The organism is Noviherbaspirillum sp. (assembly GCF_035627455.1).
Lineage (GTDB): Bacteria > Pseudomonadota > Gammaproteobacteria > Burkholderiales > Burkholderiaceae_D > Noviherbaspirillum.
The window spans coordinates 20,116-35,327 of record NZ_DASPLS010000028.1; the positions used below are offsets into that span (position 1 = coordinate 20,116).

The 15,212-nt window shown below is 64.2% G+C and carries 11 protein-coding genes; 2 read left to right on the forward strand and 9 right to left on the reverse strand.

Features of this window, described 5'->3' with window-relative positions:
* Nucleotides 1-262: 262 nt before the first annotated feature.
* The 8 genes from asd to aroC all read right to left on the reverse strand — a co-directional run bounded on the left by asd (nt 263) and on the right by aroC (nt 8,218).
* Nucleotides 263-1,369, reverse strand: a complete 1,107-nt coding sequence (gene asd / locus VEC01_RS04825; protein WP_324899299.1) for an aspartate-semialdehyde dehydrogenase — start codon at nt 1,367-1,369, stop codon at nt 263-265.
* Nucleotides 1,370-1,458: 89 nt separating this feature from the next.
* Nucleotides 1,459-2,532 carry a 3-isopropylmalate dehydrogenase gene (gene leuB, locus VEC01_RS04830; protein WP_324899301.1) on the reverse strand — a complete coding sequence of 358 codons (1,074 nt, stop codon included), beginning with the start codon at nt 2,530-2,532 and terminating at the stop codon, nt 1,459-1,461.
* Nucleotides 2,533-2,548: 16 nt separating this feature from the next.
* Nucleotides 2,549-3,202 (reverse strand): 3-isopropylmalate dehydratase small subunit, encoded by a 654-nt coding sequence (gene leuD, locus VEC01_RS04835; protein WP_324899303.1) that lies wholly within the window; start codon nt 3,200-3,202, stop codon nt 2,549-2,551.
* Nucleotides 3,203-3,249: 47 nt separating this feature from the next.
* A complete protein-coding gene (locus VEC01_RS04840; RefSeq protein WP_324899305.1) occupies nt 3,250-3,372 on the reverse strand; it encodes an entericidin A/B family lipoprotein in 123 nt (40 codons plus the stop codon).
* A 22-nt stretch (nt 3,373-3,394) separates the two neighbouring features.
* Nucleotides 3,395-4,798: a 3-isopropylmalate dehydratase large subunit gene (gene leuC / locus VEC01_RS04845; protein WP_324899307.1), complete on the reverse strand. Its 1,404-nt coding sequence runs from the start codon at nt 4,796-4,798 to the stop codon at nt 3,395-3,397.
* A gap of 222 nt (nt 4,799-5,020) precedes the next feature.
* A complete protein-coding gene (locus tag VEC01_RS04850; RefSeq protein WP_324899309.1) occupies nt 5,021-5,848 on the reverse strand; it encodes a M48 family metallopeptidase in 828 nt (275 codons plus the stop codon).
* The gene (locus VEC01_RS04855) at nt 5,845-7,020 is read right to left on the reverse strand and encodes an MFS transporter (RefSeq protein ID WP_324899311.1); all 1,176 of its coding nucleotides are present in this window, start codon (nt 7,018-7,020) and stop codon (nt 5,845-5,847) included. Before VEC01_RS04855 ends, VEC01_RS04850 begins: the two co-directional genes overlap by 4 nt.
* Nucleotides 7,021-7,117: 97 nt before the next feature.
* On the reverse strand, nt 7,118-8,218 hold the full coding sequence (aroC, locus tag VEC01_RS04860) for a chorismate synthase (protein WP_324899313.1): 1,101 nt from the start codon (nt 8,216-8,218) through the stop codon (nt 7,118-7,120).
* Nucleotides 8,219-8,560: 342 nt separating this feature from the next.
* Between aroC and VEC01_RS04865 the strand changes: the two genes are divergently transcribed.
* Nucleotides 8,561-10,801, forward strand: coding sequence for a two-component system response regulator (locus VEC01_RS04865; RefSeq protein WP_324899315.1), 2,241 nt, complete (start codon nt 8,561-8,563; stop codon nt 10,799-10,801).
* Nucleotides 10,802-10,850: 49 nt separating this feature from the next.
* Nucleotides 10,851-14,123: a PAS domain S-box protein gene (locus tag VEC01_RS04870; RefSeq protein ID WP_324899317.1), complete on the forward strand. Its 3,273-nt coding sequence runs from the start codon at nt 10,851-10,853 to the stop codon at nt 14,121-14,123.
* A 3-nt stretch (nt 14,124-14,126) separates the two neighbouring features.
* Here the strand turns inward: VEC01_RS04870 and VEC01_RS04875 are convergent, their stop codons facing one another.
* A complete protein-coding gene (locus VEC01_RS04875; RefSeq protein WP_324899319.1) occupies nt 14,127-15,125 on the reverse strand; it encodes an NAD(P)/FAD-dependent oxidoreductase in 999 nt (332 codons plus the stop codon).
* Between the last annotated feature and the right edge of the window lie 87 nt (nt 15,126-15,212).

Consider the following 15,212-nt stretch of genomic DNA (forward strand, 5'->3'; position numbering starts at 1 on the left):
CACGGCGCCACTGTAACATTGTTAGGGGGAACTTTCACCATATCATCATGGACTTAGGCGCGCAAGTGTAACCAAGTTGCTAACTCGGGTAAAACTGGCATCGGGAATCCGCAAGGTGTGGCAAAAATGATTGTTGTTGCTTGACAACGTGACTGGGGCTTGCCGGCGACCGGTCTGTCGATCCGGTCTGCGGCAAGCCCCAAAATTAACAACTGCTATATATAACTATCTATTTATAACTATCTATTTCCAACCGTTCGCATCAAGCGTCCAGAACGATGCGCAGCATACGGCGCAGCGGTTCGGCCGCGCCCCACAGCAGCTGGTCGCCGATCACGAAGGCCGACAGGTACTCCGGCCCCATGTTCAGCTTGCGCACGCGGCCGACGCCGACTTCCAGGCCGCCGGTGATCGACGCGGGGGTCAGTTCTTTCTCGGTGGTCGAGCGGTCGTTCGGCACCCACTTCACCCACGGATTGCCGGCCTTGATGATGCCTTCGATCTGGGACAGCGGCAGGTCCTTCCGCAGCTTCACGGTCAGCGCCAGGCTGTGGCAGCGCATCGCGCCGATGCGCACGCACAGGCCGTCGACCGGGATCGGTTGCGCATTGCCGAGGATCTTGTTGACCTCGGCCTGGCCCTTCCACTCTTCCTTGGACTGGCCGTTGTCGAGCTGCTTGTCGATCCACGGGATCAGGCCGCCGGCAAGCGGGGCCGGGAAGTACTCGCGCGGCACGTCGTTGCGGATGGTCTCGGCTACCTTGCGGTCGATGTCGAGGATCGCGGACGCCGGGGTCGCCAGTTCGTCGGCGACGGCGTTGTGGATCACGCCCATGCCCTTGAGCAGTTCGCGCATGTGGTTCGCGCCGCCGCCCGAGGCTGCCTGGTAAGTCATCGAGCTGACCCATTCCACGAGGCCTTCGCGGAACAGGCCGTTCATGCCCATCAGCATGATCGAGTTGGTGCAGTTGCCGCCAATGTAGTTCTTGACGCCCTTGGCCAGCGCGGCGTCGATCACGTGGCGGTTGACCGGGTCGAGGATGATGACCGCGTCATCGGCCATGCGCAGCGTGGACGCGGCGTCGATCCAGTAGCCGTTCCAGCCCGCCGCGCGCAGCTTCGGGAAAATCTCGGTGGTGTAGTCGCCGCCCTGGCAGGTAATGATGATGTCGCACTTCTTCAGCTCATCAATATTGTTGGCGTCTTTCAGCGCGGTTTCGTTTTTCGCCATTGCGGGGGCCTTGCCGCCTGCATTGGAAGTCGAAAAGAATACCGGCTCGATATGAGCGAAATCGCCCTCTTCCTGCATGCGCTGCATCAGGACCGAGCCCACCATACCGCGCCAACCCACCAGACCGACTAACTTCACGATTTTCTCCCTCAAGGACACTTCGAAACCATTCCGGCCGTTTTCCGTCGCGGCCGGCGCAACGGGCGCCTGCGCGCCCTGCCTGTTCATTACGACGCCAGCGCCTTCACCACCGCGTCACCCATTTCCTTCGTACCGACCTTGGTCGTACCCTCTTCATAGATGTCGGGGGTGCGCAGCCCCTGCGCAAGCACCGCCTTGACCGCGTTTTCCACGCGGTCCGCCTGCTCCGGCCTGTTCAGGGAGAAGCGCAGCATCATCGCCGCCGACAGGATGGTCGCCAGCGGATTGGCGATCCCCTTACCGGCGATGTCGGGCGCGGAACCGTGCGACGGTTCGTACAGGCCCTTGTTGTTCGCATCCAGCGAGGCCGACGGCAGCATGCCGATCGAGCCGGTCAGCATCGCGGCCGCGTCGGACAGGATGTCGCCGAACATGTTGCCGGTCACGATCACGTCGAACTTCTTCGGCGCGCGCACCAGCTGCATTGCCGCGTTGTCGACATACATGTGGTCCAGCGCGACATCCGGATAGTCCTTGTGCACGTCGGTCACGATGTCCTTCCAGAACTGGAAGGTCTCCAGCACATTGGCCTTGTCCACGCTGGTCAGGCGCTTGCCGCGCTTGCGCGCTGCCTGGAAGGCAACATGCGCGATGCGGCGGATCTCGGTCTCGGCATAACGCATCGTGTCGAAACCTTCACGCTCGCCCTTGAACGGGCCATCCGGGCATTCGCGCACGCCGCGCGGCTGGCCGAAGTAGATGTCGCCGGTGAGTTCGCGGATGATCAGGATGTCGAGGCCCGAAACGACCTCGGCTTTGAGCGTGGATGCGCCCGCCAGTTCCGGATACAGGATCGCCGGACGCAGATTCGCGAACAGGTTGAGGTTCTTGCGCAGTCCGAGGATCGCCTGCTCGGGACGCAGCGGACGGTCCAGCTTGTCGTATTTCCAATCGCCGACCGCGCCGAACAGCACCGCGTCGGCTTCCTTGGCCAGCTTCAGCGTGCCCTCGGGCAGGGGATGGCCGTGCGCCTCGTAGCCGGCGCCGCCGACCGGCGCGGACTCCATGTCAAACTTTTCATCGAGCGCATTGAGCACGCGCACCGCTTGTTCGATGATCTCGGGACCGATGCCGTCGCCCGGCAGGATTGCAATTTTCATCTGTACTCGTCTGCGTTTATTGTTGAATCGTGTTCGCAAGCCACGGCCGGGCCGCGAGGTGGCGTTCTTCGAACGCGCGGATCTTGTCGGCGTGGCGCAACGTCAGGCCGATGTCGTCCAGGCCGTTGAGCAGGCAGTACTTGCGGAACGCATCCACCTCGAACGCATAGCTGGCGCTGCCGTTCGCGGTGCGCACCACCTGGTTTTCGAGGTCGATCACCAGGCGGAAGCCGGGGAAGGCCTTGACCTCGTTGAACAGCTGGTCGACCTGCACTTCCGACAGTACGATCGGCAGCAGGCCGTTCTTGAAGCAGTTGTTGAAGAAGATATCGGCAAAGCTGGGCGCGATCACCCCGCGGAAGCCGTACTGCTGCAGCGCCCACGGCGCATGTTCGCGCGAGGAGCCGCAGCCGAAGTTCTTGCGGGTCAGGAGGACGGAGGCGCCCTGGTAGCGCGGCTGGTTCAGCAAGAAGTCCGGGTTCAGCGGGCGCTTCGAATTGTCCATGCCCGGCTCGCCGTGGTCGAGGTAACGCCACTCGTCGAACAGGTTGGGGCCGAAGCCGGTACGCTGGATCGACTTCAGAAACTGCTTCGGGATGATGGCGTCGGTATCGACATTGGCGCGATCCAGCGGGGCCACCAGGCCTTCGTGTATGGTGAATTTATCCATGGTCCTGATTCTCTTGCGCCGCCCCGGCCCGGGACGGCGTGACTTCACTATCTCTTGGCGGCGTTCTCGACAACTTCGCCTGCCTTCTTCACATCCTTGCCGATGCCCTGGACGGTGTTGCAGCCCATGATGATGAGCGAGGAAGCAATGAGCACGATGATTTTTTTCATTCTTGTCCTCCCTGAAAAAAAGCTATCGCAATGCGCGCACGTCGACGAAATGCCCTTGGATGCCGGCCGCCGCGGCCATCGCCGGCGACACCAGGTGGGTGCGGCTGCCCTGCCCCTGGCGGCCTTCGAAATTGCGGTTGGACGTCGAGGCGCAGCGCTCGCCCGGCTCCAGCCGGTCGGCATTCATTGCCAGGCACATGGAGCAGCCCGGCTCGCGCCATTCGAAGCCCGCATCCTTGAAGATCTTGTCGAGTCCTTCGCGCTCGGCCTGCTCCTTCACCAGCCCGGAACCCGGCACCACCAGCGCCAGCTTCACGTTGGACGCGCGGAACTTGCCGCGCACGACGGCGGCGGCCGCGCGCAGGTCCTCGATGCGGGAATTGGTGCAGGACCCGATGAATACCTTGTCGATACGGATGTCGGCAATCGCGGTGTTCGGCTTCAGGCCCATGTAGACCAGCGCCTTTTCCATCGCGTCGCGCTTGACCGCATCCTTTTCCTTTTCCGGATCCGGCACGCGGTCGTCGACCGCGACCACCATCTCGGGCGAGGTGCCCCAGGTGACCTGCGGCTTGATCTCGGCGGCGTTGAGCGTGACCACCATGTCGAACTTCGCGCCGGCATCGGAGTGCAGCGTGCGCCAGTACTCGACCGCGCGCTCCCAGTGGGGGCCGACGGGCGCGAACGGACGCCCCTTGACGTAGTTGATCGTGGTGTCGTCGACGGCAATCATGCCGGCGCGCGCGCCCGCTTCGATCGCCATGTTGCAGATCGTCATGCGGCCTTCCATCGACAGGCCGCGGATGGTGGAGCCGGCGAACTCGATCGCGTAGCCGGTGCCGCCGGCGGTGCCGATCCTGCCGATCACCGCCAGCACGATGTCCTTGGCGGTGACGCCGAACGGCAGCGCGCCGTCGACCTGCACCAGCATGGATTTGGATTTCTTGGCCAACAGGGTCTGGGTCGCCAGCACATGCTCGACTTCCGAAGTGCCGATGCCGTGCGCCAGGCAGCCGAACGCGCCATGGGTGGAGGTGTGCGAGTCGCCGCAGACCACGGTCATGCCCGGCAGCGTCGCGCCCTGTTCCGGCCCGATCACGTGCACGATGCCCTGGCGCTTGTCGCGCATGCTGAAGTAGGTCACCCCGTATTCCCTGGTATTCGCATCCAGGGTTTCGACCTGCAGGCGCGAGATCGGGTCGGCGATGCCGTTGGCGCGGTCGGTGGTCGGCACGTTGTGGTCGGCCACCGCCAGGTTGGCGGACAGGCGCCACGGCTTGCGGCCGGCCAGCTTCAGACCTTCGAATGCCTGCGGGCTGGTGACTTCATGCACCAGGTGGCGGTCGATGTAGAGGACGGCGGTGCCGTCTTCCTCGGTATGGACGACGTGCGACTCCCAGAGTTTGTCGTAGAGCGTTTGGGCCATGGATCGAAAGCCTGCAAAAAGGTGCGCCTCGAGCGGTTTGCGGGTCATTTCAGGGAGCCCCTGAACTGCCCCGCCAGCCGCTCTATAGCGCAGAAACGGGAAAAATAGTCTTCGATTATGCCATAGTTGTGCAACGCAAAACCAAGCCGGACGCCGCGCCGCCCCCCAATGAAAAACGCCCGCGGACAAGGGCGCGGGCGGTCCGAATTGGCTGTTTTGCAATCAGCGTTGCTTTTTTGCCTGTTCGTACAGGGGCATCACGCGCTGCGCATAGACGGTCAGGTCGCTCAGGCGCTCGGACTGGGACGGGTGTGTCGACAGGAATTTGATCGTCTCGCCGCCGCCGAGCTGCCCCATTTTCTGCCACAGGCTGACGGCCGCCTGCGGGTTGTAGCCGGCGCGCGCCGCCAGCTCGATGCCGACGCGATCGGCTTCGGTCTCGTGCCGGCGCGAGTTGGGCAGCCCCCGCGCGCCCATGTAAGCATACTCTGCCAGCTGCTGCGTTCCCTGGCCGAGGCCGGCGAGCGCGGCGCCGATCGAAATGACAGTGCCTGCAACCATTTCCTCGGACGCGCGCTCCCGCGCATGCTCGCGCAAGGCATGCGCGATCTCGTGGCCCAGCACGGCTGCCAGCTCATCGTCGGTGAGCTGCAGTTTTTCGATGAGGCCGGTGTAGACGGCGATCTTTCCTCCCGGCATACACCAGGCATTCACCTCCGGCGATGTCAGGACATTCGCTTCCCACGCCCAGGCCCGCGCGTCGGCGCGGAAGGCGGCGGTCTGCGGAATGAGCCGGTTGACGATGGCGCGGACCCGCGCGACCTGGGCCGGGTTACGGTTGACGGTGCCCTTCTGCCGCTCCTGCGCCATCAGCGCGGCGTACTGCTGGCTCGAGACGCCTTCCAGCTCCTGCGCCGACACGGCCATTTTCTGCGGGCGGTCGACACCGACCACACCGCCCTGAGTGGTCTGCACCGTTTCGCACGCCACGAGGGCAAGGAGGCTGGCGCCAGCCAGCACCGGCTTCATGTTCCTGACGATCGATTTCATGCGCTCTCCTGATGATGATGCGACTGCCACCGATAGGACAAGACTGCGGCGGCGGCTCCGGCAAGCGAGAAGACCGCCGCAATCAGATAGACTGCCTGCGGACCGAATGTTTCCCAGAGCTCCCCCATCGCCAGCCCGCCGAGCGTGCCGCCTAACCCATAGGAAATACTGGTGAACAGCGCCTGTCCGCGCGCCTGCAGCGGGCCGGAAAACCAGCGCTGCAGCGTCGCCACCGAGGCCGAATGATGCACCCCGAAGGTCGCCGCGTGCATCACCTGCGCCACGAGCAGTACCAGCAGCGATTGTGCTCCGAAACCGATCATCAGGAATCGAGCTACCGCAATCAGCAGGCTCGCAATCATCAGGTTGCGTATGCCGAAGCGCTTGAAGATCGGCGCCTGGTAGAAGAAAAAGACGATTTCCACCACCACGCCGAGCGACCACATCAGCCCGATCACCGTATTGCTGTAGCCGATGCGCGCCAGGTACAGCGAGTAAAACACGTAGAGCGACGCATGGGCGGCGATCATCAGGAAGGTCGACGCGAAGAAGGCGGCCACTTCAGGCCGGCGCAGCAGCGCGGCCACCGACGGCGCGCTGCCGTGCAGGTCGGCGTGCGGCGTTTCCTGCATCCGCAGGCTGGAATACAGCACCAGCGACAGCAGCGCCAGCGCGATCCATGGCATCAGGCGGATGCCCTGCCAGTCGAGCAGCGGGCCGGCCGCGGTCACCGCCAGGATGAAGCCGACCGAACCCCACAGCCGCAGCCTCCCGTAATGGGTCAGGTCGCCGCGCATCTCGGAAAGCATCAGCGCTTCCGACAGCGGCGCTTGCGCGCTGGTGAACAGGTTGACCGCGACCATCACGAGGAAGAACTGCGCGAAGGTCTGGCCGAAGAACATGCCGACGAAGCAGGCCGCCGCGGCGACCGCGGTGATGCGCAGCACCCGCACGCGCTGCTGGTGGCGGTCGGCCACCCATCCCCACAGGTTGGGGCCGAAAATCCGCATCACCTGCATCAGCGACATCAGCACGCCAATCTGGGCGGCAGTCATGCCGCGCTCGGAAAAATAGAGGCTGGCATAGGGCGAAAACACGCCCACGTAGCCGTAGTACGCGAAAAAAAACAGCGCGAAGCTGAAGGATTGCTTGGGCCAGGGCGGGTGCTGCACGGGAAGGTTCTTGCGTTTGAATTTTTGTCGGTCCGCCACCGGCGCGGCGGTCAGCCGGCGCCCGCCCCGGCGGTACCTGGCGGGCGCGGGGATGCGCTTATTTCGCGCGGGCGGCGATCTTCGGGGTGGCGACGCGCACGTCGCCGCACTGCGCGCGATGGCGCAGCGCATGGTCCATCAGCACCAGCGCCAGCATTGCCTCGGCGATCGGCGTGGCGCGGATGCCGACGCAGGGATCATGCCGGCCATGGGTCTCGACATTGACCGGGTTGCCGCTCTTGTCGATCGAGCGGCGCGGCGTGCGGATGCTGGAGGTCGGCTTGATCGCGATCGACACCGTGATGTCCTGTCCGGTGGAGATCCCGCCCAGCACGCCGCCAGCATTGTTCGTCAGGAATCCTTCCGGCGTCAGTTCGTCGCCGTGTTCCGTTCCCTTCTGCGCCACCGACCTGAAGCCGGCGCCGATTTCAACGCCTTTCACCGCATTGATGCCCATCATCGCATAGGCGATGTCGGCATCCAGCTTGTCGTAGATCGGCTCGCCCAGCCCGACCGGAACGTTCTGCGCCACCACCTCGATGCGCGCGCCGCAGGAGTCGCCATCCTTGCGCAGCTGGTCCATATACGCTTCAAGCTGCGGCAGGATCGTCGCGTTCGCGGCGAAAAAGGGATTGTTCGGCACATGCTCCCAGGATTCGAACGGGATGGCGATCTCGCCGAGCTGGCTCATGCAGCCGATGAAAGTGGTGCCGTACTGCTGTTGCAGCCATTTTTTCGCAATCGCCGCGGCGCCGACCACCGGCGCCGTCAGGCGCGCCGACGAGCGGCCGCCGCCGCGCGGGTCGCGGATGCCGTACTTGTGCCAGTACGCGTAGTCGGCATGGCCGGGACGGAAAGTATCGGCGATGTTGCCGTAATCCTTGCTGCGCTGGTCTTCGTTGCGGATCAACAGCGCAATCGGCGTGCCCGTGGTCTTGCCTTCAAACACGCCGGACAGGATTTCCACCGTGTCGGATTCCTGGCGCTGGGTCACATGGCGCGAGGTTCCGGGCTTGCGCCGGTCCAGTTCCGGCTGGATGTCCGCCTCCGACAACGCCATGCCCGGCGGGCAGCCGTCCACCACGCAGCCGATGGCCGGTCCGTGCGATTCGCCGAAGGTGGTAACGGTAAAGAGCGTGCCAAAGGTGTTGCCGGACATGATGGGGAATGGTGTTGATCTGGAAAGGATCGATTCTAACGTATCGACGCGCGTCTCCGCCAATTGTCGACCACCGGAAAAATGACCAGCATGACAACGAATGTCGACGGAATGCCGCGAAAACCACGCACATGCACAACAGGCGATTGCACGTCGCAAAAATATCGTGCAACATCGAGGAACAGTTACTAATATGCAAGATATGTCCAGCGGTATCAGCATGCCCGGTTCCGCACCGGCGCGGCACGACATGACAGAACAGGCAACAAAGGCATCCTGCCTATTTCGCCAGCGGATGCCGGATATGTTGCCTATACAAAACACGCGCAGCTGGAGAGGACAATGAGCAGATCGACAGCGGCAGCCGACGACGATCTCGTATTTCTTGACGAAACAGTTCCCGCGTCAGACACCCGCGCGCAAGCGGAGGCGAAGGGGGTATGGCGCGTGATGATCGTGGACGACGACACTGACGTCCATTCCGCGACCACGTTCGCGCTCAGCAACCTGGAAATGCAGCAGCGTCCGCTGGAATTCCTCCATGCCTACTCGGCGGCCGAGGCGCGCGAACTGCTGGCGCAGGAAGACGACATCGCAGTCATCCTGCTCGACGTGGTGATGGAGCAGGAGGATTCCGGCCTGCAGCTGGTGCGCCACATCCGCGAGGTGCTGAAACTCTCCGAGGTGCGCATCATCCTGCGTACCGGCCAGCCAGGCTATGCGCCCGAGATCGATGCCATCCGCGATTTCGACATCAACGACTACAAGACCAAGTCCGAGCTTACCCGCATCAAGCTGTATACCACGGTAACCGCCGCGATCCGTTCCTACGAGCAGATCCGCGCGATCAACGCGAGCCGGCGCGGGCTGGACCGGATCGTGCGCGCCAGCGCCGAACTGATGGCGCTGCACGGCCTGAACAATTTCGCCGATGGCGTGATCGCGCAAGTCGCACGGCTTCTCGACATGGAAGGCAACGGCGTGCTGTGCGTGCAGGAACGTCCGAACGGGCATGAGCGCGAACTGCAGGTCATCGCGGCAGCCGGCGTCCATGCCAGGATTGCCGGCGCCTGCCAGGAAGTGCGCGACGCACGCATCGCTCAATTGCTGCACCGCTGCATCGGGCAGCGCAACAACATCTATGGCGCCGACTTTGCGACGCTGTACTTCGGCGGCAACGCCAACCGCGACTTCGCCGCCTATTTCGACACACGCGCTTCCCTTGGCGAAATCGACCGCCGCCTGCTGGAAGTCTTCTGCCGCAACATCGCGGTCGGCCTGGACAATGTCCTGCTGGTCACGCGCCTGCACGATTTCGCGTTCTACGACACGCTGACCAAGCTGCCCAACCGTACCCGCCTGCGGGAACTGGTGGACGATGCGCTGACCGGCGCAAACCGCGGCGACGCGACGCTCGCGCTGGTGGACATCGACCATTTTTCGGAAACCAACGATGCGCTCGGCCACCAGTTCGGCGACCTGCTGCTGCTCGGCGTTTCCGCCCGCCTGCAGGCGCAGCTCGGCGACCAGCTGGTCATCGCCCGCGTCGCCGGCGACACCTTCGGCGTGCTCGGCGATGCCGCGCTGGTCAATCCGGCCGTGCTGCTGGACCTGTTCGAGGAACCGTTCAGCATCGACGGTCAGGACGTCCGGCTTTCCGCCACCGCCGGCCTGGTCCGCCTCGGCGACTACGAGGGACGCGGCACGGATGCGCTCAAGGATGCGGATATCGCGCTCAAGCGCGCCAAGCAGGTGCAGCGCGCCGGGCATTTCTACTTTTCGCGCAGCATGGGCGTGGACATCCGCGAGCGCGTGCGAATGATGCACGCATTGCGCAACGCGCACGAGAACCGCGAGCTGTTCGTCGTCTACCAGCCGCAGATCGATCTCGCCACCCGCCGTCCGGTCGGCGCGGAAGCGCTGCTGCGCTGGCGCACCAAGGACGGCAGCTTCGTGCCACCGGACCGATTCATACCGATCGCCGAGTACTCCGGCCTGATCATCGACATCGGCGAACGGGTGATGCGAGACGCCTGCACTGAACTCGTCAGGCTCAGCAAGCTCGGATTCGACCAGTTCACCATTTCCGTCAACGTGTCGCAGGTGCAGTTCCGCCATCCGCGCTTTCTCAACATGCTGCGAACGGTGCTGGCGGAAACGCAGGCCGACCCGTCCCGTGTCGAGCTGGAGATTACCGAATCGATCGCCATGGAAGAGCCGGATGCGCTCATCCAGCTGCTCGGCCAGGTCAAGCAGACCGGCGTGAGCATTGCCATCGACGACTTCGGCACCGGATTCTCCTCGCTCAGCTACCTGCAGCGCCTGCAGGCCGACCGGCTGAAGATCGACCGCAGCTTCGTCACCGAGATCACCAGTTCGTCGCGCGGCAGCAGCATCGCCGAAATGGTGATCCAGCTCGGCCGCAACCTCGGTCTGTCGGTGGTGGCCGAAGGTGTCGAGGATGAGCGCCAGGCGGAAATCCTGCGCGCGCTTGGCTGCCCGCTCGCTCAGGGCTACCTGTTTGCCCGGCCCATGGCAGTCGACCAGCTTACCGCCTGGCTTACCGACAACGGCGCGAAGTAGCGCCGTCGGCGAGCCGGCAACTCGGACACTTTCGCGGGACGGGACCTCCATGATCTTCAAGGGACGCACCCTTACCTTAAGGCGCGCAATCGTGCTGGTGGTGGTGCTCGGTCTGCTCGCGCCGGCCTTGCTGATCAGCGGCTATTCCTGGTTCAGGCAATACAACGACGGCATCAAGAAGCAGACACTGGAACTCCTCGAGCAGAACGCCGACATTCTGTCCAACGGCATGCAGGAACCGCTGTGGAACATCAACCAGGAAAGCGGCAACGCGTTGCTGGACGCGATGATGTCCCGCAATACGGACATCGTGCATATCGAAGTGCGCGACAATGCACTCGGCGTGTTCGTGTCGAAGCAGCGCCCGGAGCGGCGCGACGGATTTACCGCAGCCACAGAAAAGCCGGTGATTTACCGGGAAAGCACGATAGGCTCGGTCAAGATCGAGGTAGGCAGCGCGCGCCTGCGCAGCAACATGCTCAAGGGCCTGATGGAGTCGATGGGAGCGGTGCTGGCGCAGGCGGCGTTGTCGATCGCGCTGATCCTTGCCCTGCTCGACCGCCGCCTGGTCCGGCCGCTGCAAAAGCTGGGAGCCGGCGCGGAGCGCCTCGCCGGCCGCGAGCTCGACGTGCCGTTTACCTGGCAGCGCCTGGACGAGATCGGCTTGCTGAGCCGGCGCATGGAAGACACGCGGATCAGCCTGCGCAAACTGTTCGAGGAACTCGACAGCAAGAACCGCGAACTCGAGCGGGACATCGATAAGCGCAAGCGCATCGAGCAGGAGCTGTACGAACGCGAAGAGCGGTTCCGCGTGCTGGTTGAGCAAAGCCCGATCGCGATCATCGAGTGGGACCGCGCGTTCCAGGTAATCGAATGGAATGCGGCCGCCGAGCGCATCTTCGGCTACCGCCGGGAGCAGGCGATCGGAAGACATGCGGGTTTCATCATTCCCGATGCCAGCCGCGAATCGGTGAACGCCTTGTTCAGCCGGCTCACCTCCGGACAGGGCGACAGCCGAAACATCAGCCAGAACCGGCGTTCCGACGGCAGCATCATCACCTGTCAGTGGAGTCACACGCATATCGCCGACGAGGACGGCAAGTCAGCCCGCCTGCTGTCGATTGCCGAAGACATCACCGAGAAGCGCCACGCGGAAGAAGCGCTCAGCCTGTCCGAAGCCAAGTTCGCCGGCGCTTTCCAGTGCAATCCCGACTCGATTTCCATCTCGCGCATGAGCGACGGCGTGCTGATCGACGTCAACCAGACCTTCGAGCTGATCTCGGGATACTCGCGCGCAGAGTCGGTCGGCAGGACCACGGTCGACCTCAATATCTGGGTGCACCCGGGCCAGCGCCGGGCGCTGCTGCAGGAACTGAGCGCCGGCAGGATGGCGCGCAACTTCGAGTGGGACATGCGCACCAAGCACGGCCAGCTGCGTAAGTGCATGACCAACGCCACGGTATTCAGCGCCAACAACGAACGTTATGCCCTTGCTGTAATCCGGGACATCACCGACCAGCGCCTGCTGGAAGAGCGCAAGGCGGAGGCGGACCGCGCGCTGCTGCGCCTGGCGCAGGGCACCCGCGACATCGCCGGGGAATCCTTCTTCGAACTGCTGGTCGCCGACCTTGCTTCCGCCCTGCGCACCGACTGCGCCTTCATCGGCCTGCGCATGCCGAGTGCGCAAAGCACCCTGCGCTCGATCGCCGCCCACGTGCGCGGCCATGCCGTCGACAACTTCGAATACAGCAGCAGCGGCACGCCATGCGAACAAACGCTCGAAGGCGACATCTGCGTGTTCGCATCCGGCGTGCGTTCCCGGTTCCCGAACCAGATCTCGCTCGGCGAACAGGGATGGGTGAGCTACGCGGGAGCGCCGTTGCGCGACGCGGCCGGCAACACCATCGGCGTGCTCGCCGTGATGCATACCGAACCGATGGGAAATCCGGACCTGATCAAGTCGCTGCTGCAGGTATTCAGCGAACGTGCTTCTGCGGAGCTGGAGCGCAAGCGCGCCGAGGAGGAGCTTCGCAACAGCGAACAGCGCTTCTCCACGATCTTCCAGTCGTCGCCGATCGCAATGTGGGTCACCCAGGTGCGCGGCAATTACATCGTCAAGGACGTCAACCGCGCGTTCGAGCGCTTGTTCCTGCGCAGCAGGGAAAACGTGATCGGCAGGAATACCAGCGAGCTTGGCCTCTATTGCGACGCCGCCGACCGCGCATTGCTGGTGGAGGAACTCAAGCGCACCGGCAGCACCGACAGCAGCCGCGAGCTATGGATGTACCGCGGCGACGGCAGCAAGATCCTGGTGCAGTTCGCCGGACACATCTTCACGCTGGCAGGCGAACGCTACGGCATCCTTGCATGCGCCGACGTCACCGACAAGCGGCGCATCGAGAACGAGATCCGGGAACTGAATGCGACCCTCGAACAGCGCGTGATCCGCCGCACGGAAGAACTGCAGCAGGCGAACGAAGAACTGGCGCACACCCTGGAAACGCTGAACAAGGCGCAGGAGGAACTGGTGCGCAGCGAAAAGCTGGCAGCGCTCGGCTCGCTGGTGGCGGGCATCGCGCATGAGCTCAATACGCCGATCGGAAACAGCCTGATGGCGGCGAGCACGCTGGCGGATCAGACGCGTGCGCTGGCGGCGAGCTACCAGAGCAACGGGTTGCGCCGTTCCACGCTGGAAAGCTACATCAACGACGCCGGTACGGCGGGCGACATCCTGGTGCGCAACCTGCAACGCGCGGCGAACCTGGTGACGGGCTTCAAGCAGGTGGCGGTCGACCAGACCAGTTCGCAGCGCCGCCGGTTCTCGCTGGCGGAGGTGGTGTCCGAAATCATGCTCACGTTGTGGCCGACCCTGAAAAAGACTTCGTTCATCGTGCGGCAGCACATCCCGGATTCGCTTTCCATGGACAGCTATCCGGGGCCGCTCGGCCAGGTGGTCACGAACCTCGTCAACAACGCCCTGCTGCACGGCTTCGAAGGCCGGCAGTCCGGCACCGTCACCATTTCGGCGGAAGAGAGCGGCGAGGGATGGATGGAACTGGCGGTCAGGGACGACGGGGTCGGCATCCCGCCCGCGAACCTGAACCGCATCTTCGATCCCTTCTTCACCACCAAGCTGGGTGCCGGCGGCTCCGGGCTGGGGCTGAACATCACCCACAATATCGTGACCGGAATTCTCGGTGGCCGCATCCGCGTGCAGAGCGAAGTCGGCAAGGGCAGCGCTTTCGTCATCAGCCTGCCGCTGATGGCGCCGCAGCGGCAGGTCGACGACGAACCGATCCGGGCGCAGTCTTCCTGCGCCTGACACTTATGCTGCGGCCCGGGCCAGCGCAAGGCCGGAGAGAAACGCGTTCTCCACCCTGCCACTGCCGTCCAGGCCGGCAGCAAACCAGTCGCCGCAGACCCCAAGCCGCGCCTGCGCATCCCACAGGCACTCTCCGGGCAGCGTGCTGGTCGCCTGCGCATAGCGCCAGCGGTGCACGTCAGCGTAAACCGGCCGCACCTGCGAGCCGGTCGCCTGGTGGAAGGCCTTGAGCAGTTTTTCCTTGACGCGCTCGGGATCGTCGGCAAGATGTTCGGTGCTCCACTCCGGCGACGCGTGCGCGATCCAGTGTTCGCCCGGGCGCCGCTCCGGCTTGGAAGCGTCGCGCGCGATCCATTTCAAGCGCGATCCCTGCACCCAGGCACCGTCATACGGGAGCCCCAGCTCGTCCTGGAAGCCGAGGATCAGCGCCCAGCACGGCGCCAGGTGCTCCTGGCCGACCTCGCCGGCCAGGGGCGACACCGGCTGCAGCAGCGGCTGCGCGAGATCCGCGGGAAGCGCCAGGATCACGGCATCGAACGGCCCGGCGCTGGCGTCGATCGCGACGGTCTCGGCTTGCACCGCCAGCAGCCATTGCCCGCCGAAGCGTTCGAGGCGCCGCACCGTCTGTTCGAAACGGATCGACAGGCCTTGCGCCAGATGCTGTCCGAGCGCGCCCATGCCCGGCACCGCGACCATGCGCTGCTGCGCGCCGGAACGGCCGGCGGCGGATGCGCGTCCCTGGTCGAGGCTCACCAGGCGCCCGGCCCAGGGCGCGACCCAGCCCGCCTTGCGCCAGGCGGCGACTTCCTTCCTGAACGTGTCGCTGCTTGCGGTGAAGTACTGCGCGCCGTGGTCGAAGCCGCCGAGCTCGGTCTGGCGCGTCCCCATTCGCCCGCCGGCTTCGGCGTTGCGTTCATAAATCACGACGCGGTGACCGCGCTCCGCAAGATGGCGGGCACAGGTCAGTCCGGCAAGGCCGGCGCCGACAATGGCAATATGCATGGAGAAGTCCTTTCTCGATCAGAAATCAGGTCAGAAAATGCAAAAGGCGCGCAGAAATGAAAAAGCCGCTCATGGACGGCTTGGTCC

Excerpts from the sequence above, each read along its gene's own strand:
- leuB (WP_324899301.1), bottom strand. The coding sequence starts at position 2,532 with ATGAAAATTGCAATCCTGCCGGGCGACGGCATCGGTCCCGAGATCATC.
- leuD (WP_324899303.1), bottom strand. The coding sequence starts at position 3,202 with ATGGATAAATTCACCATACACGAAGGCCTGGTGGCCCCGCTGGATCGC.
- VEC01_RS04840 (WP_324899305.1), bottom strand. The coding sequence starts at position 3,372 with ATGAAAAAAATCATCGTGCTCATTGCTTCCTCGCTCATCATCATGGGC.
- leuC (WP_324899307.1), bottom strand. The coding sequence starts at position 4,798 with ATGGCCCAAACGCTCTACGACAAACTCTGGGAGTCGCACGTCGTCCAT.
- VEC01_RS04850 (WP_324899309.1), bottom strand. The coding sequence starts at position 5,848 with ATGAAATCGATCGTCAGGAACATGAAGCCGGTGCTGGCTGGCGCCAGC.
- aroC (WP_324899313.1), bottom strand. The coding sequence starts at position 8,218 with ATGTCCGGCAACACCTTTGGCACGCTCTTTACCGTTACCACCTTCGGC.
- VEC01_RS04865 (WP_324899315.1), top strand. The coding sequence starts at position 8,561 with ATGAGCAGATCGACAGCGGCAGCCGACGACGATCTCGTATTTCTTGAC.
- VEC01_RS04870 (WP_324899317.1), top strand. The coding sequence starts at position 10,851 with ATGATCTTCAAGGGACGCACCCTTACCTTAAGGCGCGCAATCGTGCTG.
- VEC01_RS04875 (WP_324899319.1), bottom strand. The coding sequence starts at position 15,125 with ATGCATATTGCCATTGTCGGCGCCGGCCTTGCCGGACTGACCTGTGCC.